25 protein-coding genes are annotated in these 21,462 nt (G+C 58.4%); 16 read left to right on the top strand and 9 right to left on the bottom strand.

Annotation, left to right across the window (positions count from 1 at the left end):
• Complete coding sequence (locus FCK22_RS15845) at positions 1-975, top strand: branched-chain amino acid ABC transporter permease (RefSeq protein ID WP_136720571.1); 975 nt, start codon at positions 1-3, stop codon at positions 973-975.
• Positions 972-1,448, top strand: a complete 477-nt coding sequence (locus FCK22_RS15840) for a thioesterase family protein (protein WP_136720570.1) — start codon at positions 972-974, stop codon at positions 1,446-1,448. Before FCK22_RS15845 ends, FCK22_RS15840 begins: the two co-directional genes overlap by 4 nt.
• A gap of 132 nt (positions 1,449-1,580) precedes the next feature.
• On the opposite strand, the gene FCK22_RS15835 is transcribed toward FCK22_RS15840, so the two are convergent.
• From FCK22_RS15835 to FCK22_RS15820, 4 genes are all read right to left on the bottom strand, one after another.
• Positions 1,581-2,783, bottom strand: a complete 1,203-nt coding sequence (locus FCK22_RS15835; RefSeq protein ID WP_136720569.1) for an acetyl-CoA C-acyltransferase — start codon at positions 2,781-2,783, stop codon at positions 1,581-1,583.
• Complete coding sequence (locus FCK22_RS15830; protein ID WP_136720568.1) at positions 2,780-3,256, bottom strand: thioesterase family protein; 477 nt, start codon at positions 3,254-3,256, stop codon at positions 2,780-2,782. The genes FCK22_RS15835 and FCK22_RS15830 overlap by 4 nt, the downstream gene beginning before the upstream one ends.
• 4 nt (positions 3,257-3,260) lie before the next feature.
• Positions 3,261-4,178: an SDR family NAD(P)-dependent oxidoreductase gene (locus FCK22_RS15825; RefSeq protein WP_136720567.1), complete on the bottom strand. Its 918-nt coding sequence runs from the start codon at positions 4,176-4,178 to the stop codon at positions 3,261-3,263.
• A gap of 68 nt (positions 4,179-4,246) precedes the next feature.
• Complete coding sequence (locus FCK22_RS15820) at positions 4,247-4,675, bottom strand: MaoC family dehydratase (RefSeq protein ID WP_136720566.1); 429 nt, start codon at positions 4,673-4,675, stop codon at positions 4,247-4,249.
• A gap of 168 nt (positions 4,676-4,843) precedes the next feature.
• On the opposite strand from FCK22_RS15820, the gene FCK22_RS15815 reads away from it, so the two are divergent.
• Positions 4,844-5,509 (top strand): TetR/AcrR family transcriptional regulator, encoded by a 666-nt coding sequence (locus FCK22_RS15815; RefSeq protein ID WP_211243573.1) that lies wholly within the window; start codon positions 4,844-4,846, stop codon positions 5,507-5,509.
• A 665-nt stretch (positions 5,510-6,174) separates the two neighbouring features.
• Here FCK22_RS15815 and FCK22_RS15810 read toward each other — a convergent pair.
• Positions 6,175-6,837, bottom strand: coding sequence for a hypothetical protein (locus tag FCK22_RS15810; protein ID WP_136720565.1), 663 nt, complete (start codon positions 6,835-6,837; stop codon positions 6,175-6,177).
• A gap of 633 nt (positions 6,838-7,470) precedes the next feature.
• Here FCK22_RS15810 and FCK22_RS15805 point away from each other — a divergent pair.
• Positions 7,471-8,106, top strand: coding sequence for a TetR/AcrR family transcriptional regulator (locus tag FCK22_RS15805; RefSeq protein WP_067625230.1), 636 nt, complete (start codon positions 7,471-7,473; stop codon positions 8,104-8,106).
• On the top strand, positions 8,099-8,461 hold the full coding sequence (locus FCK22_RS15800; RefSeq protein WP_067625232.1) for a DoxX family protein: 363 nt from the start codon (positions 8,099-8,101) through the stop codon (positions 8,459-8,461). The genes FCK22_RS15805 and FCK22_RS15800 overlap by 8 nt, the downstream gene beginning before the upstream one ends.
• A 139-nt stretch (positions 8,462-8,600) precedes the next feature.
• On the opposite strand, the gene FCK22_RS15795 is transcribed toward FCK22_RS15800, so the two are convergent.
• Positions 8,601-8,951 (bottom strand): metalloregulator ArsR/SmtB family transcription factor, encoded by a 351-nt coding sequence (locus FCK22_RS15795; RefSeq protein ID WP_136720564.1) that lies wholly within the window; start codon positions 8,949-8,951, stop codon positions 8,601-8,603.
• Positions 8,952-9,007: 56 nt separating this feature from the next.
• Here FCK22_RS15795 and FCK22_RS15790 point away from each other — a divergent pair, with 56 nt between their 5' ends.
• The 3 genes from FCK22_RS15790 to FCK22_RS15780 all read left to right on the top strand — a co-directional run bounded on the left by FCK22_RS15790 (position 9,008) and on the right by FCK22_RS15780 (position 11,610).
• On the top strand, positions 9,008-9,862 hold the full coding sequence (locus FCK22_RS15790) for a cation transporter (protein ID WP_136720563.1): 855 nt from the start codon (positions 9,008-9,010) through the stop codon (positions 9,860-9,862).
• Positions 9,859-10,359, top strand: coding sequence for a signal peptidase II (lspA, locus tag FCK22_RS15785; protein WP_136720562.1), 501 nt, complete (start codon positions 9,859-9,861; stop codon positions 10,357-10,359). Before FCK22_RS15790 ends, lspA begins: the two co-directional genes overlap by 4 nt.
• Before the next feature lie 144 nt (positions 10,360-10,503).
• Positions 10,504-11,610 carry a cytochrome P450 gene (locus FCK22_RS15780; RefSeq protein WP_248646556.1) on the top strand — a complete coding sequence of 369 codons (1,107 nt, stop codon included), beginning with the start codon at positions 10,504-10,506 and terminating at the stop codon, positions 11,608-11,610.
• Here the strand turns inward: FCK22_RS15780 and FCK22_RS15775 are convergent.
• From FCK22_RS15775 to FCK22_RS15765, 3 genes are all read right to left on the bottom strand, one after another.
• The gene (locus FCK22_RS15775; protein WP_211243572.1) at positions 11,594-12,253 is read right to left on the bottom strand and encodes a cation diffusion facilitator family transporter; all 660 of its coding nucleotides are present in this window, start codon (positions 12,251-12,253) and stop codon (positions 11,594-11,596) included. The two genes, FCK22_RS15780 and FCK22_RS15775, sit on opposite strands and share 17 nt — an antisense overlap.
• 454 nt (positions 12,254-12,707) lie before the next feature.
• A complete protein-coding gene (locus tag FCK22_RS15770) occupies positions 12,708-14,081 on the bottom strand; it encodes a HAMP domain-containing sensor histidine kinase (RefSeq protein ID WP_136720560.1) in 1,374 nt (457 codons plus the stop codon).
• Entirely contained in the window at positions 14,074-14,745 is a 672-nt protein-coding gene (locus FCK22_RS15765) for a response regulator transcription factor (RefSeq protein WP_007117825.1), read from the bottom strand. The genes FCK22_RS15770 and FCK22_RS15765 overlap by 8 nt, the downstream gene beginning before the upstream one ends.
• Before the next feature lie 144 nt (positions 14,746-14,889).
• On the opposite strand from FCK22_RS15765, the gene FCK22_RS15760 reads away from it, so the two are divergent.
• The 8 genes from FCK22_RS15760 (at position 14,890) to FCK22_RS15725 (ending at position 21,110) form a co-directional block, all read left to right on the top strand.
• Complete coding sequence (locus FCK22_RS15760; protein WP_248646554.1) at positions 14,890-16,410, top strand: glycosyltransferase family 39 protein; 1,521 nt, start codon at positions 14,890-14,892, stop codon at positions 16,408-16,410.
• Positions 16,407-17,402, top strand: a complete 996-nt coding sequence (locus FCK22_RS15755; protein ID WP_136720559.1) for a glycosyltransferase family 2 protein — start codon at positions 16,407-16,409, stop codon at positions 17,400-17,402. Before FCK22_RS15760 ends, FCK22_RS15755 begins: the two co-directional genes overlap by 4 nt.
• Positions 17,402-17,830, top strand: coding sequence for a GtrA family protein (locus FCK22_RS15750; RefSeq protein ID WP_136720558.1), 429 nt, complete (start codon positions 17,402-17,404; stop codon positions 17,828-17,830). The genes FCK22_RS15755 and FCK22_RS15750 overlap by 1 nt, the downstream gene beginning before the upstream one ends.
• A gap of 87 nt (positions 17,831-17,917) precedes the next feature.
• On the top strand, positions 17,918-18,256 hold the full coding sequence (locus tag FCK22_RS15745) for a PepSY domain-containing protein (RefSeq protein WP_136720557.1): 339 nt from the start codon (positions 17,918-17,920) through the stop codon (positions 18,254-18,256).
• A 167-nt stretch (positions 18,257-18,423) separates the two neighbouring features.
• Positions 18,424-19,452 carry a metallophosphoesterase gene (locus FCK22_RS15740; RefSeq protein WP_136720556.1) on the top strand — a complete coding sequence of 343 codons (1,029 nt, stop codon included), beginning with the start codon at positions 18,424-18,426 and terminating at the stop codon, positions 19,450-19,452.
• A 39-nt stretch (positions 19,453-19,491) separates the two neighbouring features.
• A complete protein-coding gene (locus tag FCK22_RS15735; protein WP_136720555.1) occupies positions 19,492-20,091 on the top strand; it encodes a DedA family protein in 600 nt (199 codons plus the stop codon).
• Positions 20,088-20,579 (top strand): DUF2127 domain-containing protein, encoded by a 492-nt coding sequence (locus FCK22_RS15730; RefSeq protein ID WP_169306098.1) that lies wholly within the window; start codon positions 20,088-20,090, stop codon positions 20,577-20,579. The genes FCK22_RS15735 and FCK22_RS15730 overlap by 4 nt, the downstream gene beginning before the upstream one ends.
• Positions 20,580-20,675: 96 nt before the next feature.
• Positions 20,676-21,110, top strand: coding sequence for an EamA family transporter (locus tag FCK22_RS15725; protein WP_136720553.1), 435 nt, complete (start codon positions 20,676-20,678; stop codon positions 21,108-21,110).
• Positions 21,111-21,462: the final 352 nt, after the last annotated feature.

The raw sequence follows: 21,462 nt of genomic DNA, 5'->3' as shown, positions 1-21,462 counted from the left end.
ATGACCGTAGCCAAAGAATACGAGTCGGTCGCCGAAACCCATCGAGCACACCCTGCCCAGCGGATCCTCGTGCTGGCGCTGATCGGCGTGCTCATGCTGCTTCCGCTCTGGTTCTATCCGGTGCTTCTCATGAAGCTGATGTGTTTCGCCCTTTTCGCGTCGGCCTTCAACCTGCTGCTTGGCTACGGAGGGCTGCTGTCCTTCGGCCACGCCGCCTTCTTCGGCGGTGCGGCCTATATCACGGCCCATGCCCTGAAGGTCTGGCAGGTCAACCCCGAGTTCGCCATCCTCGCCGGTGTCGGCGGCGCGCTGTTGCTGGGGCTGGTGATCGGGCTGCTTGCCGTGCGCCGTCAGGGCATCTACTTCGCCATGGTCACGCTGGCCCTGTCGCAGATGTTCTATTTCTTTTGCCTCCAGGCCCCCTTCACTCATGGCGAGGACGGCATCCAAGGCTTCTCCCGCGGCAAACTGTTCGGGGTCATCGACCTCGCCGACAGTACGCCGCTCTACTACTTCGTCGCGGTGGTCTTCGTGGCCAGTCTTTTCGCGATCTGGCGCATCGTGCATTCGCCCTATGGGATGATCCTGCAGGCGATCCGTGAGAACGAGCCGCGCGCGATCTCCCTCGGCTACTCGGTGCAGCGCTACAAGCTGGGGGCCTTCGTCATGTCGGCAGGCTTTGCCGGCCTGGCCGGCAGCCTCAAGGCGCTGCTGTTCCAGTTCGCTACCCTAACCGACGTCAACTGGCACATGTCCGGAGAGGTCATCCTGATGACCCTGCTGGGCGGCATCGGCAGCATTGCCGGGCCGATCGTCGGTGCGGGTCTCGTCGTGACGCTACAGAACTACCTGGCCACCACCGGTGTCCCGGTGACCACGGTTCTGGGCGCGACCTTCATCGTCTGCGTGCTGCTGTTCCGCCGCGGCATCGTGGGGGAGCTGCTCCACCGGCTGCCCGCCTGGAAGCACAAATGAGCGGGCCCGAACTGCCCGCCAGCCGGTTCCGCGTGCCCTCGGACTGGGTCGACTACAATGGCCACATGGGCGACTTCGCTTATGGCATCGCCTTCTCGCGCAGCGTGACAGCGCTGATGGAGGACATCGGACTGGATGAGACCTACCGCGCCGCGGCCCAGGCGACGCTCTACACCTTGGAAATGCGGATCGGCTACCAGCGCGAGTGCCACGAGGGCGATTCGCTTGTCGTCCAGACCCGGGTGCAGGCCGTCGATGCCAAGCGGATGCACCTCTACCAGGAGATGCAGGCTGAGGACGGCCCCCTGCTGGCCTGGTGCGAACAGGTTCTGCTGCATGTGGCGCGCGACAGCGGCACGCCCCGCGCGGCCCCCTTCCCGTCCGCCACCGTGGACCGGTTGGCTGCGCTGGAAGCCCAGCACCACGCTGCCGGTCGGCCGGCCTGGCTGGAGCGGCGCACTGGCCTCGGCTGAAGCAGGCGGTCCTTTCCTGCCCATCAGGACCCGCCCATGGAGACACGGGCGGATCTCATTTTGTCAGAGACCGCAAGGCAAACGGCCGCCGGGGGAACCCGCGGCCGTCTAGTTACTTCGGCGGATGCCGTTTCAGAGCACCTCGAAAAGCCCCGCCGCCCCCATGCCACCGCCGACGCACATGGTGACAACAACAAAGCGCGCGCCACGCCGCTTACCCTCGATCAGTGCATGGCCGACCATCCGCGCGCCCGACATGCCGTAGGGATGTCCGATGGAGATCGCCCCGCCATTGACGTTGAGCAACTCGTTGGGAATGCCCAGCTGATCACGCGAGGGTATGATCTGCGCGGCAAAGGCCTCGTTCAGTTCCCACAGGCCGATATCCTCGACGCTCAGGCCATGGGTGGCCAGCAGTTTACGGACCGCAGGCACCGGGCCCATGCCCATCTCGTCCGGCGAGACGCCCGCGACGGCCATCCCCCGATAGAGCCCCAGCGGCGCCAGCCCGCGACGCTCGGCTTCGACACGCTCCATCAGGACCGCCGCGGAGGCTCCGTCTGAAAGCTGCGAGGCATTGCCTGCAGTAACATGTGCTCCCGAAGCAATCTGCTGACCGTCCCTGAACACCGGCGAAAGGCCTGAGAGACCTTCTAGCGTGGTACCGGGACGGTTGCCCTCATCCTTGGCCAGCGTCACCTCCTGCATTGAAGTCTCGCCCGTGGCCCGGTCCGTGACCTGCATCACCGTAGTGATCGACACGATCTCGTCGTCGAACTTGCCCGCGGCCTGTGCGTCGGCGGTGCGCTGCTGCGACTGCAGGGCGTAGGCATCCTGATCCGCGCGGCTGATGCCATTGCGATACGCGACGATCTCGGCCGTCTCGACCATCGACATGTAGGTCGCGGGCAGGTTCTCGGACAGCCACGGGTCGTGCCAGTGGCGCGTGTTCATCTCGGGGGTTTGCACAAGCGAGATCTGTTCGACGCCGCCGCCGATGGTCACCGTCATGCCATCAGAAATGATCTGCTTCGCGGCGATGGCGACCGCCATCAGCCCCGAGGCGCATTGACGGTCGACGCTTTGTCCGGGGACCGAAACGGGGAGGCCTGCGCGCAGCAGGCCGGTGCGCGCGATGTTCATATGCGTGGTGCCCTGCTGCAGGGCGGCCCCTACGATGACATCCTCGACTTCGCCCGACTCGACTCCCGCGCGGGCCACGGCGTGCGCGATGGCATGACCAATGAGACGGGGCGCTGTGGTGGCGTTGAACGCTCCGCGATAGGCCTTTCCGATCGGCGTGCGGGCGGTCGAGACGATAACGGCTTCCCTCATTTTGGGGTCTCCTCTTTGTCGGTGGCGGGATTGCAGAACAGCGCGTCGGCACAGGCCCGCAGCGCGGGGGTCAGGGGCGCCGGTCGGCGGGAGTCTCGGTCGACATAGACGTGCACGAATTGCCCCCGCGCGGCACAGGCACCGTCGGCCAGGTCGAAGAGACCGAAGCCCCAGGTCAGGCTGGTCCTTCCGATGGCTTCAATCCGTACCCCGACACTAAGTTCCGCGGGAAAGGTGATCTCGCGGAAGAACTGAGCCCCGTTTCGCACCACGAGCCCGATCGGCCCCTCGGCAGTCGCTGAAAGCTCGAGGGCACCGTGCTCCAGCAAGGCTACATTCATCGCCGTGTCGAAATACCCGAGGTAGACGACGTTATTGACGTGACCATAGACATCGGAATCAGCCCATTGCGGAGCAGTTGCGTGATGCCAACCATAGGCATCATGCGATAGCGGTTCGAGACGCTCCGACATGACGTCAGCCTTTCGTCGCCAGCGCGGCGCGGGCATTGGCAATAATCCGGTCGACATGGTCGAGCCCGGCCATCACCTCGATCTGCCTGTCGAGAGTGGCGATCTCCTCGAAGCGCTCACCGACGGTATCGGGCGTGAAATCGGTGCCTGCAAAGCACACGCCCTGGCTTTCGACCAGCGCAAGCCGGGACACAGTGCCCGCCCCGGCCAGCAATGCGGTGCGCGAGGGCGCGTCACGGCTGACCAGCCAGACCGCCGCCGGCGAAACCAGTTCGGGCGTCAGGAGCTCCAGCATCGTCGGGTCCATCATGTCGTCGGTCATGCGGGTCGCCGCCGTGGGAAGGATGGCGTTCAGGTGGATCCCATATTTCGCGCCTTCGAAATGCAGCACGTTCATCAGACCGAGCACCCCCATCTTCGCGGCGCCGTAGTTCGCCTGGCCGAAGTTGCCATAGCTGCCGGAGGTCGAGGAGGTGACGAGGATACGGCCATAGGCCTGCTCGCGCATCTTGGCCCATACCGCCTTGGTGGCGACCGCAGTGCCTAGGAGGTGCACGTCGACGACTCGGCGGAAATCATCGATCTCCATCTTCGCGAAGCTCTTGTCGCGCAGAATGCCAGCGTTGTTGATCAGAACGTCGATCCGCCCGAAAGCTGACAGCGTCTGTTCCACCAGCGCGGCCATGTCGGCCTCGGAGGTGACGTTTCCGGCATTAGCGATGGCCCGGCCGCCCTCGGCCGTGATTTCGCGCACGACGGCCTCACTGGCCTCGGTGTTGCCACCGCTCCCATCTCTGCCGCCGCCAAAGTCGTTCACCACGACCGCCGCACCGTGACGGGCCAGCATGAGGGCGTGGGAGCGGCCCAGACCGCCGCCCGCGCCAGTGACAATCGCGACTTGGTCCTTGAATGAAACCGGCATGTTGATATCCTCCGAGCCGTTGATCCTCGCAAATTTTCCAGATGGGCTCGCGCCCTGCCTGCGGCGCCTCAGCCGCCGACGATCAGCACAAGCCAGTCCGCAGCAAGCGCCGGGCGGTCGCTGCCCTCGATTTCGACGCTGACGGAATAGCGCCGCAGCAGCCCGCTCGCTTTCGGGGTTTCGGCTGCCAGCGTGAAGTGTCCGCGCAGGCGTGCCCCGACCGACACCGGCGCAAGTAAGCGTACCTTGTCGAAGCCGTAGTTCACCTCGACGGCGCCCGGGGCCGCCGCAGGCAACGCGCTGCGGGTAAAGGCAGTCAGCAGCGAGAGTAAATAGAAGCCATGCACGATGGTGCCGCCATAAGCGGTTTCGGCCCGGGCCCGTTCAGGGTCGACGTGGATGAACTGGTGGTCGTCGATGGCATCGGCGAAGCGATCGACCATCGGCTGATCGATCAGGGTCCAGTCTGAGACGAACGGGGCTGGCGCATCTTGCATTTCGGGCTCCTTGAAACTGTCTCTTTGAGTTGCAACATACTCCGTAGTATGCAACAATCCAACTGTCCAGACCTGATGCGGAATGCAAAGAAAGATAATGGCCTGATTTCGTGATCCGGCTTATGGAATGGACGTCGGGAATCTGAAGACTTTACTGGAGGGCCCAGAGTGGCGAACCAAGATATTCACCGTGAATGGGCATCAAGGATTCGCGGCCAGGAGGGCTCGGAGCCTCTCGCCGAAAGCGTTGTTGAAATCTTGGATTGCGCCGCACTGTGCTTTACCGAGACAGGTTTCCAAGGCACGAGTATCGACGATGTCGCCCGCCGCCTTGGCGCGACCAAGGGGCGTATTTATCACTATTTTCGCTCCAAGACCGATCTCTTCTTTGAGGTGCATCGCGAGGGTATGAAGCGCCTGATGGGTGCGGTGATCGAAGCGAAGTCCGCTGGGGGAACCGGGCGTGAAACGCTGCAGCGCATGGTCGAGGCTCATGCCCTAACGATGATGCAGAATGTCGCCTACGAGGCCGTTGTCGTGCAGGGGGTCCACCTGCACCGGCTCAGCGCCACCACCCCCGAGCAGCGCGTCATCCTGGATGAGCTGATGGACGTCCGGCACCGTTTCGAGCAGATGTTCGTCGAGGTCTTCGAAGCTGCCAAGGCCGATGGCAGCGCGCGCCAGGATGCCGATACCTCACTGGCGGTGAAGGGCATGTTGGGGGCCGTAAACTGGATGGCAATCTGGTATCGTCCGCGTCAGGACGATAGCTTGGAGACCCAGCAGGCGATGGCCCGCAACTTGGCCAAGTTGCAGGTCGAAGGGATCGGCTAATTTATTGGTCGCCAGGTTGAAGGAACTGTGGTGTTAATTTTCCCTATGAATGCAGTATCTGTCGACGGTGGAGTGAAATTCAGCCATTGTGGCAGCATTGATTGTAGACACCGGCCAGCGGCGTAGCCGCCCTTGTCTAGTCCGGCCACGCGGCGTTGCGCCGGAAACAAAAGAGCCTTTTGAAAATCGTTACCGACGACGGAATACGGGAGGCTTCACCATAGGGCCGCTGACGTTTTGAGATGTTGCATCCAGTCAATACCGATTGTGAAAAGTACTGAAAGCAAGTTCACAAAATAACACCAAAGCGACCCCAGCACGCGGTAGAAACCCAACATAATTACACTTTAACTAAGCCGCGCACCGTTCGAATAACTTATACCAGTTCAAACAGGTAATTACTTTCCCTTGTAGGATCCTTTTGTGAATCCCCTGCCTTTTCGACCGATCGTACCTCTTCCGGATCCATGCGGAACGCGGTTCTCGGCACACGATGTGACAATCAATGCAAGAGCCGCCAACGGTCCAAGGGTTATCAGGGAACGCCGCGCTGCCTGAACTGGGATGTTATTCTCAACTGCATCTCGCATACCGCTCTCCTGATACTCGTTCGTTTGGCTAACTTCAGGTCACACTGTTGAGCCGAAAAGCGACCAGATCAAGTGTCACTTTGCAAGGCGCTCAAGAACAGACCAATCATCCCATGCGAAAATGTCAGCCTGAATTCTTTCTACAGCTTTCTTTCTATCATGCTCCCGAAGCATAATGTCTTCTGCGTGATTTTCTCCAAAGAGAGTGAGGTACGTGGTCATAAAGCCATTAATGCCTTTACCAGGAAGTTTCTCACGCCCGCGAACGACCAACGCTTCTATAGGAGGCAATTTAGCATTCCTGCCGCTTACAGTTGAGCTCCCGTCCTCAGCTTCCTTCCGAATTTCTTCGATAACATCTCCGACTATGCCAAGAGGCTTTCCGTATTTTTGCAAAGTACCTGCGCTTTTCCGGGTCGGATCCAGCCTCCGCAACTCGCTATCCAGATCCTTATATGAGATGATCTCCCCCTTTTTAGCGCGATCAATGAGTATAGGAATTGCCTCACGCGCAGTAGCCGCGCTCCATGTCCCCTCATGAAGCTGCGAACCAAGCCGAAAGTACTCGAAGACTGCTGGGTCCTCTTCAAACTCTTCATCCATGCAATCAAAACAATAGGTCAACCACTGTGGGTATTCCTCTTCGTCGAGAGCAGCAGCAAGGTAAGCGGGTTCGACATCCAGCCAAAAGGCAGCTTGCGTAATCGTCAGGCCATAACGTTTGAGTTCTTCGGTCATAGGAAAACCTACCTCTAATGTGTGATTTACAGCTAATGCTAAGCAAACTAGCTCTAGTTGCAATAATTCTTCAAGTTGTTTCTAGTACATGAATAGATAGCTTTTACCTAAGTGGTAGAAGTGAGCTCTTTTCCAAGATTCCTACCAAGTGCGATACCGGGGCAAACCGAACACTAGATGTTAGTTCGCCGAAGCTTTCTCCCTGGATCTGACAGGCAATGGGGGCCATCTCACAGGGACGCCTGTTAACACTATGACTAATACGGTTTCACGCCACGGTGCTCTGGCCGATCCTGGAAAGTGTTAAGCACCCTTCCTTTGCATCTGACATGAAACGGTTGGGTTTGAACCAAAACCGGTGTCTTTGATCATGGAGGCTTCCCCGTTGCCGTATAGACAGCCCTGTAGCGATCGGCCCAGAGCGGACATTGGTAAAGCCTCTGTCCAATGGCTGCTTCGAGCCCATCCGAGACATTCAGGCAGGCAACTGGAAGGTAGTTGCTCGCGAGTGCCGCGGAAGGCGCGGCCCGAAAACCGCCGTTCGGTCTGCCCATATGCGGCATGATTTGATAAAGGTTGCTTAAATCATATGGTATGGTATGTTACCATATTTCTTCAACAGACAGGCAAGGCATGCAATCCGTTACTCACCGAACTGCACATGGCGCGGCACGCATTCAGGCGCTGACCGATACGGCCGCAGAGCTGTTCCTCGAACGCGGCTACGAAGGCGTGTCAATCGACGAACTCATCGGCCGGGTGGGTGGCTCTCGGCGCAATGTCTACGGTCGTTTCGGTGGAAAGCAGGGGCTGTTCATCGACGTCGTCACTCGGCTGTGTGATGACCAAACCCAGCCCTTGCGAGATCTTGATATAGGTGAAGGGGAGATCGGCCCGACCCTGACGATATTCGGCAAAAGGATGCTTGAGATCGTCTTACAGCCACGCACGCTGGCCCTGCACCGCCTGATGATCTCCGAAGGTCAGCGTTTCCCTGACCTGGCGCAGTCGATCCTGCGGTCGGGACATGAGACCGGCACGGCAATCCTCGCTGAATGGCTTCGTGGGCGGCCCGGATTACGCCACGGCCCTTCGCCCGAAACGCGCGCCGAACAGTTCGTCTTGCTGCTGACGGCCGGCCCGCAACTGCGCGCGCTGACCGGGCACACTGCCCCGGTTTCACCTGACGAACGCGCGCATCATGTGCGTGAGACGATATCGACCTTCCTTCATGGCGCCTTGCGCGGAGACAATAACCAACATGCGTAATCTTCCCTGGAAATCCCTCCTCTCTTGGCTGCTGGCCGCGTTCTTTGTCGTGGGCGGGATCAGCAATATCTTCGCCTCCGGAACCATCCTCGCCGATTACGCAAGGTGGGGCTATCCCGGCTGGTTCCACTACGTCACCGGCGTGCTGGAACTGACTGCGGCGGCGCTGATCGCTTGGCGCCCGACCCGGCTCTGGGGCGCAGGCCTCGCCAGCCTGGTGATGCTCGGAGCCGCGGGCACGGTTCTGTCGCACGGCGAGTTCAGCCATGCCATCGCCCCGTTGCTGGTTCTGTCCGTGGCCCTGACGACGGCTTTTTTCGCTTACCGCGGCCACTGTCCCGCCGATCTAAATTGAACGTAAGCGCGCCGCAGGACTGAGCACGAATGGCGGCTTTGTCCGCAAAGCTGCCGGATGGCCAGATGGAGACTAAGGTCTGCTTTTCGCCAATCTGGACCGAACTCAGACGTTTATGTCACTGGCTAAATCCACCGTTTTATGTCTCGCGATAATTGTCACACGCCTCAACGCCCTCTGTGACAACATCGAGAATTGCGTCCGCGTCATTCAAAAGGGCTGTAATGCGCGGGCTGCTGATACGGTAGCGGATGAAGCGTCCATCCCGGTCGCTGGCAACAAGCCCACAATCCAGAAGACACCGGAGATGGTTGGAAACGTTTGGCTGCGATAGCTCCGTGCGCGTCACGATCTCATGAACGGCCAACGGCGCTTCGCACAAGGCATCCAGAATCGCGAGGCGACTCGGGTCCGCGAAGCCGCGAAACAGTTTCGCTCTTCGCTCAATAGCGGTGGTCCGGGTATTGCAGTCGACAACAATCTGTTCCATATCACTCCCCGCTGATATGTTGTTTCTTGATTCACTCTAGCAGGAGTATTGCAGCCATGGCCAACGCTGGCAGTGCCGGATTTACGACAGATGCTCCGCCCGTCCGTTACCGGGTTTCCGGTATGGACTGCGCGAAGGATGCCGCACAGATCGAGCGGGCGGCGCAGTCGGCCGGAGTCGCGCCTGACGATGTGAAGGTGTCGGCCGCAACGCACATCATGACACTGAACGCCCCCGAAGCGCGCCTGCCGGATATTGAAAAGGCCGTTGCGGTGACCGGCTACGGCTTCGACCGGATCGAGGGCGATGAAGACATTCCGCCGAATCCGGCCCATCAGGACCCGGCTTACCGACGCGCCCTCTGGATCGTCGTGATCCTAAACGTGGGCTACGGTATTCTTGAAATGATCGGCGGGTTCATCGCCGGGTCACAGGCCGTAAAAGCCGATGCGCTCGATTTCATCGGCGACGGCGCTATCACTTTCCTTGGCCTGCTGGCCATCGGCTGGAGCCTCGCCTGGCGGGCGCGGTCGGCTCTGATCCAGGGCATCTTCCTTGGCCTGCTCGGCCTTGGCGTCCTCGGCACAACCATCGTGCGGATCTTCGAACAGACGACGCCGGATGCAGGTCTCATGGGTCTGCTCGGTATGATCGCCCTTGTCGTGAACGTCGTCTCCGTTTTGCCGCTGCTTCGATTCCGCAAGGGCGACGCGAACATGCGAGCTGTCTGGCTGTTCTCGCGCAACGACGCTATCGGCAATGCGGCGGTCGTCATCGCCGCCGGTCTCGTGGCGTGGCTGGGCAGCGCGTGGCCCGACCTTATCGTCGCCTTCGGTATCGCCGGACTGTTCCTGCACTCCGCTTGGGCCATCATCCGCGACGCGCGGGGCGATCTGAAGGCGACGGCATGAACGGTCGCGTTCTCGGTGGGCTCTGCGCAGTCGCAGCGCTCGGTCTCGATCAGGGCACCAAGGCGCTCGCCCTGACCACACCGACGCTCGAGGGCGGGGTCGAGGTTTTACCCTTTCTTAACCTCGTGCGGGTTCTGAACGATGGAGTCAGCTTCGGTATGCTTGGCGGGTTCGTACCGTGGTGGGGTCTCATCGCGCTTGCTGGCGTGATCGTGGCATGGCTATTGATCTGGTTATGGCGCGCGCCGGACAGGCTGACAGCTGCCGCTCTCGGTCTGATCATCGGCGGCGCACTCGGCAATATTCTTGACCGCGTACGCTATCAGGCCGTTCCTGACTTTCTCGACTTCCATTACGGATCATACCACTGGCCGTCCTTCAATCTCGCGGACGTAACGATTTTCTGCGGCGCAGCCCTGCTGTTCTGGGACAGCTTCCGCTCTGCGACGGACAAGCCTGGTCAGGGGCAACGCAAGGAAAACACAACGGGGGTGTAACCCATGTTCAGCATACCATCTGCGAAAGGCTTTGACAGCACACTTGCCCTGCTGCGCAACCCATATGGGTTCATTTCGGAGACCTGCCGCGCACTCGACACAGACCTGTTCGAAACCCGCATCCTCCTTCAAGAGACGATCTGCATGACCGGCGCGGCGGCGGCAGAAGCCTTCTATCGGGAAGACCGGCTGATCCGCGCAGGCTCGATGCCAGGCCGCATACAGAAGTCCCTGCTGGGGGAAGGCGGGGTGCAGGGATTGGACGGCGCGGCTCATCAGCACCGCAAGAAGATGTTCATGTCACTCATGGGGACCGAGCGGATCGCCGCGCTTCAGGACACGTCGCTTCACATGTTGGACAAATATGCGCCGGACTGGGAGGCGAGGAACGAAATCGTCCTCTATGACGAAGTGCGCGAAATGCTCACAAGAGCTGTCTGCGCCTGGGCCAGGGTGCCGCTTGATGAAGCTGAGGTGGCGACCCGAACGGCGCAGCTTACAGCGCTTTTTCAGGACGCCGGGGCCCTTGGCCCCAAACACTGGCGCGCGCGTCTGGCGCGCCACCGCCTGGAAAAATGGGCAGCACGGCTAATCCAACAGGTCCGCGATGATGAGCTTCAGCCGACGCAGGAAAGTGCCCTTCATATCATCGCGACATGGCGCGATCTCGATGGGGAGTTGTTGACCCCCAGGGTGGCCGCCGTAGAGCTGTTGAATGTCCTGCGCCCGACCGTCGCGGTATCCGTGTTCATAGTTCAGGCGGCGCATGCTTTACATCGGCATCCCGAATGGCGGCGAAAGCTGAAGGACGACGAGGGACAGCTTGAACCTTTCGTGCAAGAGGTCCGCCGTCTGTATCCGTTCTTTCCTGCGGTCACGGCACGGGTAAAAAGCGCATTCGAGTGGCGCGGGTATCACTTTCCGGAAGGGTGCAGGGTTCTGCTCGACCTCTATGGTACAAACACCGATCCGCGTTCATGGGATGCGCCGCTGGAGTTCCGGCCCGACCGGTTTCGTGACCGCGCCGAAAACCCCTATAACTTCATTCCACAGGGCGGCGGCGACCACTACACGAACCATCGCTGTCCCGGTGAATGGATCGCGATCAGCCAGATGAAGGCGTTTTGCAGATATCTTGTGAACGACATCGAATACGATGTGTGGGATCAGGATTTGGAGCTGGACACGGGAGAGCTGCCACCCCTGCCCGAGAACCGGTTCATCATGCGCAACGTCAGGCGTCGGCAGTAGCTTCGGCCTCGTCCGGATCGACCGACCGCGCATCCTTCGTGGCCTCGAACGCCTCCCACGCAACGTAGGGTACGATCAGAAGCGCCGCGACCGGATCGGCCCACCACCAGCCCATCCATTGCGTCAGACCGATTCCGGCCAACACTACGACGGTCTGGTATTCGCAGATCAGGGTGTCCTTGGCATCGTATTTCAGGGCAGGTGAATCGAGCCGCTTGCCGTAGCGATACTTGCCCCAGGCCAGCAGTGGATTGACCGCCAAAGAGACAAACAGGATCGCGATCCCCCACCAATTGAAGCCCGCCGCCTCCTGCGAGATGAAGGCGGACACCGCCTCGTAAAGGATCGCTGCAACGACGATCCAGAAGGCACAAGCAACCACGTAGAGAGCGACTTTCTTGCGGTGCAGAACCGTCTGCTTGTCCGCACCGTCCTTCTCGCCCTTCAAGCGCCAGATCAGTGTCGCGGCCGAGGTTGCCTCGACCGTGCTGTCAAGACCCCAACTCACCAGCGCCGCGCTGCCAGTCAGGAGCCCCACCGTTACGGAAACGACAACCTCGATGAGGTTGTAGACAAGGCTCGCGATCTCGACGCGGATGCCGCGCTTTAGGTTATTATCTCGGTCATTTTGCAATTTTTCCATGATGGGGCACTAACGCATTCAGCTCGTTGAAGGTTCACCTACACCGCACCTTGCTCGTCCGGCACTACATCGCGAGAGCGCTGCGCTCTGGATCGCCTCAATTCGCGGGATAAGATGAGAATATCTCGGTTGTGCCATCGGCTCGCACAAGGAAAACGTTATAGGCTTCGCGTAGATCGCTGGCTCCGGCTTGATCGGGTCGTTTGCGGGAGAGTGTGAAATCCTACGCTAAGCTGACAGCGGTCGTTCGTGCAGCGCGCGGCGAAGGTCGGCTTCGAGCCCAAATTGACCGCGTAAGTAATGAAGGTCTTCGCAATTGCAGCATAAACTGATCTGGCAAGAGCGACCCGCAAGTGACGTTGCTCTTTCTATTGAGCAATGTCTACTTTAAGGCGACTCTGAATGCGCATCTTGAATACGGCAAAGAAAGCCCATGTTCAGATCCAGATCGCATTTACCGCAGAAAATTGATCTCGAAAGTTGTTCCTGGATCATTCTCCGAGACGGTTATTTCGGCGCCATGCAGATCACAAATTGCTTTTGCTAATGCCAAGCCAAGGCCATTCCCAGGACTGTTCCGACTTTTCTCACCCCTGAAGAACCGTCGAAAAATACGCTCTCGATTCTCGCATTCGATACCCGGACCATCGTCAGTGATGCGCAAGGTCGGACCGACAGGTGTGGTTTCCGCCAAGACCAAAACCTTAGAACCAACGGGACAATGTTTGATCGCGTTCTCGACAAGGTTCGACAGCAGTTGCGTCAGCAGATTTTTATCTCCAAAAACCTCGAGGTGTTCGTCTGGCACCTTAATGGTCAACTCAATACCAGCATCCTCGGCAGTAGGCTCGAAGACTTCCGTAACATTGCCTATGACCTCACGCAGGTCGTTCCACGCGAACCTTTCGCGACGGTCACTCCCCTCAATCTGAGCGATACGCAAAAGGGCGTTAAAGGTCGCTATGATTTCTTCGGTTTGATCGAGACTGGCGGAAATATCGTCCGGGCGGATCATCGGACTATCACGTAGTTTTTCCAACCGCTGCCGAAGATGTTGAAGCGGTGTGCGCATGTCATGGGCAATGTCATTCGAGATTTGCTCTTGGCTCTCAAGCAGGCGTTTGATCTGGTCGAGCATACTATTGATCTCGGTTGATACCCGCGAAAGATCATCGCGGGCGTTTCGGGTGGTCGGAATACGAGAAGCGAGGTTGCCACAAGAGGCCTCTGTCAGAGTATTTGATATGGCTGCAATGCGTCGCTCGGTGATGCGGCCAATCCGGACACCGACGACAAGGCCGAGGATCACAACAGCCAGATAGCCTGCCACCAAAGCCATTCCGAGCGCTTCCAGTATTTCCAAGACGATATGGTCGCCTGCACCTTGGATGAGTAGATAGGGGCCGACGTCATCCGCGCGCAGCCAATAGCCAGTGACTTCGTCGTGAATTTCTCCGGCAAGCGGCAATTCCTGTGCCGGAAGATAGTCCGGCAATGGGTTTTTGAAGACCGAAGATAAGTTGCCAGAAACAATCGCGCCCTCGGCGTTCAGAAGCTGGTAAACCCGGGCATTCTGAAAGCTGACTTCGGCGAGGGCATCGACGCGGTCGACCAGCACCTCATCGCCGCCCAGCTCGAAGATTTCAACGAGCGTGGCCGCATCGCTGCGCATTTGGTCGAAGACCCAGTCTTGGACTTCGTATTGTGTGAACCAATAGGCCAAGGCGAAGACGAGCGCAGAGAGCACCGAATAGAGGAACGAGTATTGCAAGGACAGCCGTATTGATGTCCGCAAGGCTGAAGGACCTTTGCGCTTAAGGCTATCCATGAAGACTGTATCCCGCGCCCCGAACGGTATGAATCAGCGGCTGGTCGAAGGGTTTGTCGATCTTGTTGCGTAGACGGCTGATATGCGTCTCAACGACATTGGTGTTCGGGTCAAAGTGAAAATCCCAAACTGCTTCCAGCAACATGGTGCGTGTCACCACCCGCTCGGCGTTCTTCATAAGATAGGATAGCAGGCGAAACTCGCGCGGCTGCACGGCGATCTCCTGACCAGATCTGCACACAGTATGGCGGATCAGGTCAATCTCCAGATCGGCAACCTGAAGTCGCGTTTCTTCGGCCTGCATCGGGGGGCGGCGTGCAAGTGCAGTTAGGCGCGCGGAAAGCTCTGAAAACGCAAAAGGCTTCACAAGGTAGTCGTCCGCCCCGGCTTCTAATCCATTCACCCGGTCGTTCAAACCGCCAAGCGCACTCAGGAACAAAATCGGCGTGTCGACATTCGCGCCGCGCACTGATTTCACGAGGGTCAACCCATCCAAGCCGGGCAGCATCCGGTCGACTACGATGACATCAAAGTCATTGTCCAGCGCATCGAGGAAGCCCTGTTTGCCATCCGACGCATGTTTCGTCACATGGCCAAGTGCCTTCAGGCTCGTGCAGATATACTCAGCCGTTTCGCCATCATCTTCTACAACAAGCACCCGCATCTGCGCTCAAGCTCCATAAGGTATTGAGAAAATAGCCTGCTTTGCGGCTTTGCACCATCTTCGTAATATTACGGATCGGTATAGTGCCGACCACCTTTTGCAGATCACCGCCGTCCTATGCCCTTAGAAAAAGGACAGGACAACATGGTCGCAATCGATCCCAAATTCGACACAGCCGTGCGGCAAGAGCATGCGGGGCGCTTTGGCTTAACGCGCGGCGACCAACGGTTCCTGCTGTTTGCGCTCGGTGCTTTGTTCGCCTTGCGTCTGCTTGCCCTGTTCTGGTGGCCTTTCACAGATTCAACAGAAGCCCGTTATGCCGAGATCGCGCGTAAGATGGTTGAGACCGGGGACTGGGTCACACCTCAGTTCGACTATGGCGTCCCGTTTTGGGGCAAACCTCCCTTACATACTTGGCTGTCTGCCTTAGGGATGAAGCTCTTTGGCGTTGGAACCTTTGGCGCGCGGGTATTCATCTTTGCTGCCTCCTTGGGGGTGCTAAGTCTAATTTTCACTTGGGTGCGCCAGCATCGAGGCGCAGATCAGGCTCTTGTCGTGACGACGGTGCTCACCTCATCTTTAATGTTTTTCGGCGCGTCGGCCTTCGTAATGACGGACATGGTCATGGTGCTTGGCACTACATTGAGCATGATCGGCTTCTACAATTGCCTGTCGGACAGCCCCGCGCGCAGCGCCTGGGGACGGTGGTTCTTTGTTGGAATCGCTATCGGCCTTTTGGCAAAGGGACCGGTCGCGCTTGTCATCACGATGATCGCGCTTGTGCCGTGGCTCGCGCTGACAGGGCGCTGGCGCGAACTACATGGATTTCCTTGGCTGTCGGGGCTATTGATCGCGGCGGCGCTGACCCTTCCTTGGTATATCCTTGCCGAGATCAAGACGCCGGGTTTCCTGCGCTACTTTCTTGTCGGAGAACACTTCCAGCGCTTTGTCGTGCCGGGCTGGCAGGGGGATCTTTACGGGTCCGGCCATCAGCAGCCCAAAGGCCTGATCTGGCTCTATGCTTCGGCTACGTTTCTGCCGTGGAGCTTGTTTTTCTTGGCCTTACTTCCCAGAGCAGTGTCTTGCGTCAACGAGGTGACGGGCAATGACCGGGACTGGCACAGCTATCTCACACTTTGGGTCGTTGCGCCGCTGATCCTCTTCACGCCCGCCGCAAACATATTGCCAGCCTATGCTTTGCCCGGGCTTCCCGCCGCAGCGGTTCTCTTGGTGTCGCTTTGGGCGCAAGTGAGGGGGCAGCCGGGCTGGTGGGCTCGAAGAGCGACAGCCGTGGCCATCGGCCTCGTTGGGGCAGCATTTCTAACGGTGACGATTCTGGCGCGCTACCAGCCAGAAAGCGTCACCAACCGATCCGAGCGCGCATTGGTAATTGCGGCGCAAAGTTACGACCTTGATGTGCAGATTACCTATTGGGGCGGTCGCAGCTTTTCTGCCGAGTTCTATACCCGCGGTCGCGTCAAATTCACCGAACGAACCGCGACATTCGACATTTTCGCTGACAATGGCCTGCGCGACGTGGTGGCCATCCCGAGGGCTGTCGCCTCGGAAATCGCTCCCTATTTGGGACCGCGGTTTGGCCCCGCCGGACGGTTCGGGCACCGCATTTTGTTTGTCGAAGATCTGGATCAGGGGGAAGCATCATGATCCGTCGTCCCGAAGGGTTTGTAAAACCCCGGATCGTTCCGCCTGCAAAGCGTGTTCCTGATCTCTCCTTTGTGATCCCCGCTTTCAATGAGGCGGGCAATATCGCCAGAACGGTGGCCCAGGTAGAAGCGCATGCCCGCAGGCTGGTGCCCAGCTTCGAGATCATCATTGTCGATGACGGCAGCCTTGATGGAACATTTGAAGAAAGCCGAGAGCTATGCGCCAGATATCCGCTTCGTCTGCTGCGCCTGTCGCGGAATTTCGGCAAGGAACATGCGATCATGGCCGGTCTGGAGCGCACGGTGGGTGCAGCGGTGGTCATCCTCGATGCCGACCTTCAGGAACCGCTTTGTCACCTCGAAACCATGTTGAAACATCGCGCCGAGGGGTATGAGATGGTCTATGCCGTTCGCGCCCAACGCCGCGACGAGACATGGCGCAAACGGGCGTTCACCCGCGCGTTCTACGCCCTGTTAAACATCGGTAGTGACACCGCGATCCCGGCAAATGCCCGCGATTTCAGGCTCATGGATCGACGGGTTGTCGATGCGCTCTGCGCCTTGCCAGAGCGCAACCGCTTCATGAAAGGGCTGTATGGCTGGGTTGGCTTTCGCACCAAGGCTGTGGCGATTGAGTTGGACCCGCGGGCGACCGGGGCCTCTAAATTCGGCTTTACTGGCTTGTTTAAGTTAGGCTTGACCGGGCTCACGTCCTTCACCGCCTGGCCGCTGCGGGTCTGGACAGGGATTGGTATGACCATTGCTGCCTGTTCGATCCTCTACGCCCTCTGGATTGCCGTCCGCACCCTGATCTTCGGCATCGACGTGCCGGGTTGGTCGACCCTTGTGGTGGCCGTTATGCTATTGGGCGGGGTGCAGCTTATCTCCATCGGTGTGTTGGGCGAATACCTCTCGCGGGTCTTTACCGAGGTCAAAGGCCGTCCTGGCTTTATCATCGCAGAGGATTTTTCCGCAAATTCGGAGCACCTGTGATGTGGCGCCAGTTGTTGCGGTTCGGGATGGTCGGTCTGCTCGCGACCTTCGTTCACATGATGATCGGCTTTCTGCTGATCCAGTCGACCTGGCATCCTCTTTTGGCGAACCTGCTCGCCTTCACAATCGCTTTCGTGGTCAGCTTCATCGGCCATCTCGGGTTCTCCTTTGCCGATCAGGAAGTCAGCACATCAAGCGCGCTGTGGAAATTCGCACTCGTTGCTCTGGTCGGCTTTGTCTGTAACGAGGTGCTGCTGATCATGTTGCTATCCGAAGGGGATCTATCCGACACAGTGAGCCTGTGGATCTCAACCGGTTCCGCGGCGGTTTTGACTTTTGCACTCAGCAGATTGTGGGCGTTTCGCACCCCGCACAAAGTCGGCGGGCCGGTCGATGTGGAACCGTCTGCCAATCTAACCAATCAGTAATCTGGTGGAGACGTTCCCGGCTACAAGGGTCGGTCATCTCTTAAGGCGAGGCGCCAGTTGGGGGCCGTGCAAGACAGGAAAACCACGATGAAACGTATGATTTCCCTTACCGCAATGATTGCCGCAGGCACCGTCGCAACGACCGCAATGGCTTTGGCTGAGACCGATGATGCGAAGGAGATGGCGATGTTCTCCGAAGCGCAGTTCGACATCCAGAAAGCACTTACCGTTGCTTTGGATGCGATGGATGGAAAGATCGCCTCAATTGAATTTGGAAGCGAGGATGGCGAGGCGGTCTACGAGGCGGTCGCCGTCGCAACGGACGGGGCTATGACCGAGATTCTGATCGATGTCAATGACGGCTCAGTGATCGCACAAGGCCCATACACGGACGATGACGACGAGAAAGATGACGACAACGGCTAAATCTACCCCCGGCGCTGCACGGGGTCATCTTGCTGCCACGCTGAAATTTTCCTTTCCCTTCATCCTAAGCGCCCCCAGCAGTCTGAGCGACACCTTACCAATTGGTAACCTTTCGGTAAGCCTTTCATCAGTCGGCAAACTCTACAGGTGCTTTTGAGGAGAACCCGATGAAAAAAACCGTCTTTCGAACCCTACTGGCTGCATCGGCGGTCGTCATTCTGATCGCTGGGACCGAGGGGCAGGTTTTCTCAATTGCGGCATCTGGCCTACGGTCACTGACCGGCTCCTCTCACTCGCAACTGTTCGACACAAACCGGGTCCACAAGCTGGATGTGACATTGCCGTTCTCTGCTCTCGCGGCAGGTGACGTCGCCTCCTGCGCAAACGGGGGCTACTTTGGAAGAACAAATAGAAACCTACGCTATGCGGTTGGTCTCCCCAGGGCAAAGGCCGCGCCCAACGAGGGCATGTTGGAAACCAAAAGTATCTTAGACCAACACCCCAATACGGCGGTGCTCGCCTTGGGGGATCTGGTTTATAAACACGGCGAAGCTGTGGGCTTTGAAGATTGCTACGACCCATATTGGGGGGCTGCATGGGCACGCACATGGCCGACCCCCGGAAACCACGAATACCACTCGCCTTTTGCATATGCCTACTATGACTACTGGCAGGATCGTGCGGGGCCGGATCGAAGCGGTTATTACGCGCTCCAAGCCGGGAACTGGTTGATCCTGTCGCTGAACAGCGAGATTGATGCGTCCCCAGGGTCTGCACAGGCAGAATGGGTAAAGGAAGTGCTCGCAGCGCATACAGACAGTTGCACTGCGGCGTATTTTCACAAACCGGCATATTCGAGCGTGGCACGCAGCCGAACTGACGATGCGCGGGCGCTGTTCCGGCTCGTCGCTGAAGCAGGCGTCCGTTTTGTCCTGCATGGACACAACCACTTCTACGAACGCACTGTGCCGCTGAATGCTGATGGCAAGCCGACAAAAGACGGCACGATCGCCTTTGTGGTAGGGGCCGGCGGCAAGTCGACACGGGGCAACATTGAGCCTGCGGCCTTCTCCGAGCGGTTGATTGTAGGGACAACAGGCATGTTGAAGCTGACCTTCAAAGATAAAGCGGCCAGCTGGACCTACCTCACCGGTTCCGGATCGACGGAAACAGACAGTGGCACGATCCAGTGTTGAATATTGCAACCCTGCAAAACCTACTAAGAAGGTTCGACTATGTTTGACTTCATCACCTCGCTACTGGCTTCCATGGGCAGCCTCGGCGTCGCTGCCCTGATGCTGCTTGAGAACGTTTTCCCCCCGATCCCTTCGGAAGTCATCATGCCCTTCGCTGGCTATCTCGCTGCGAGCGGTGACCTCCCCTTCGTCAGTGTAGTGATCGCCGGCACAATCGGTTCAGTTGCTGGCGCCTTTTTGTGGTATTGGATCGGCACTTTGGCATCCGAAGCACGGTTGCGCAGGCTCATCGCGCGGCACGGCAGGTGGCTGACCATCTCAGAGCAAGACCTCGACCGTTCACTTACGTGGTTTCGGCGCAATGGTGGCAAAGCGGTGTTTCTGGGCCGGATGGTGCCGGGTGTCCGAACGCTGATATCCGTTCCAGCCGGCATGACGGGGATGCCGCTGCTGCCATTTCTACTCTACACAGGGTTGGGCAGCCTGCTCTGGACAGCCGCCCTCACCATTTCAGGCTATCTGCTGGAAGCGCAATTTGCCAAAGTTGAGATATGGATCAATCCGGTGACAAACGTCCTACTTGGAGGCGTTCTTGTGCTTTATGTCTGGCGGTTGGTTCGCCCCAAGGCAGAAGGATGACGGCAGTGGAACGGCGCAGTCCAGGCAGTCTCAACCATCGGCTGTTTGTAGTGACCCTTCTTGCAAAGGGAGCCTTAGGCGTTCTCCAATTGGCAACGGCTGCGGCGATCTTCGCGGGGGCCGTAGATCGCCTTCCTGCTCTCACCCAATGGCTCTTTCGGGCAGAGCTTGCGGAAAACCCTAATGATTTCCTCGCGACCCGAGCCATGTCGCTCGCCGGTGTCATCCCGACATCGGATTTGGCGTTCTATACCACTTACTTTCTGGCGCATGGTGGGCTTCATATCGCGATCGTCGTTGCCCTGCTTTACGGCGCAGCATGGGCGCATCGAGCGGCGGTCTTCGTGCTATGGGCGTTTGTAATCTATCAACTATTTGAATGGCTCACTGTTGGCGGCGTGGCTCTGCTGATTCTGACTGCGATTGATCTAACAGTCATCTACATCACGGTGTGCGAACAGCGCAGTCGTGCTCACTTGGAGCCCTAACGCGAAAAATGCAGGTCTCCGTTATGGGCCTGAACTAAAAAAAACGAAGCAAACCTTCACCTTGCCTAAACGCTCAAACTCAAAAGAGGAAAATTCATGCATTCCGTTTCAGAATCTTGGCTCTTTTGGGCCATTCTCGCCGCCATATTTGCCGCGCTCACCGCGATCTTTGCGAAGGTCGGGGTGTCGGGCGTCAACTCCAACTTTGCCACTTTTCTGCGCACCATCGTCGTTGTTTTCGCACTGGGCCTTCTGATCTGGTTGACGGGCGAGGTGCAGTTACTATTCACAATCTCCCCGAAGACGGGGATATTTCTGGTGCTGTCCGGTCTTGCGACTGGCGCGTCATGGTTGTGTTATTTTCGTGCGCTTCAGCTCGGCAAGGTCTCGCAGGTCGCACCCATCGACAAGTTGAGCGTTGTGCTCGCCGCAATTATCGCCGCGGTTTTTCTTGGAGAAAAGTTATCAATGACCGGATGGAGCGGCGTCGGTTTGATAGGGCTCGGCGCGGTTCTTGTGGCCTTGTCCTGATATGCCGCGAGCGAGGCTTGGGAACAGAACAGTGTCTGATGAGTTCGGTAGGAACGTCATGTCGACCCATTTTCATGGCCACCCTCACGCGCAGGGCCTTAGCTATGAGCTAAGATCGCAAAACTTGAACGTTTCGACCATTGAAAAATGATTGTTTTCAATAATCAAAGAATGAAAGCGGCCGATCGAGCATTATGCAGCGAACACCCGCAACCTACCCTTCATTGTTGATTGTCACTGAGAACTGACCCGGTAGCCCCATAAATTGTCACTGAGAATTGACCCATGTGAACACACTTCCCCGACGGTTTTGGTTGGGGGGATTTGGAGTGATCGACATGGGATTTTTGAG

It is taken from the genome of Sulfitobacter sp. 15WGC (assembly GCF_005068605.1).
Lineage (GTDB): Bacteria > Pseudomonadota > Alphaproteobacteria > Rhodobacterales > Rhodobacteraceae > Sulfitobacter > Sulfitobacter faviae.
Note: the sequence above shows the minus strand (reverse complement) of the source record. Positions and strands in the feature narration are given on the sequence as shown.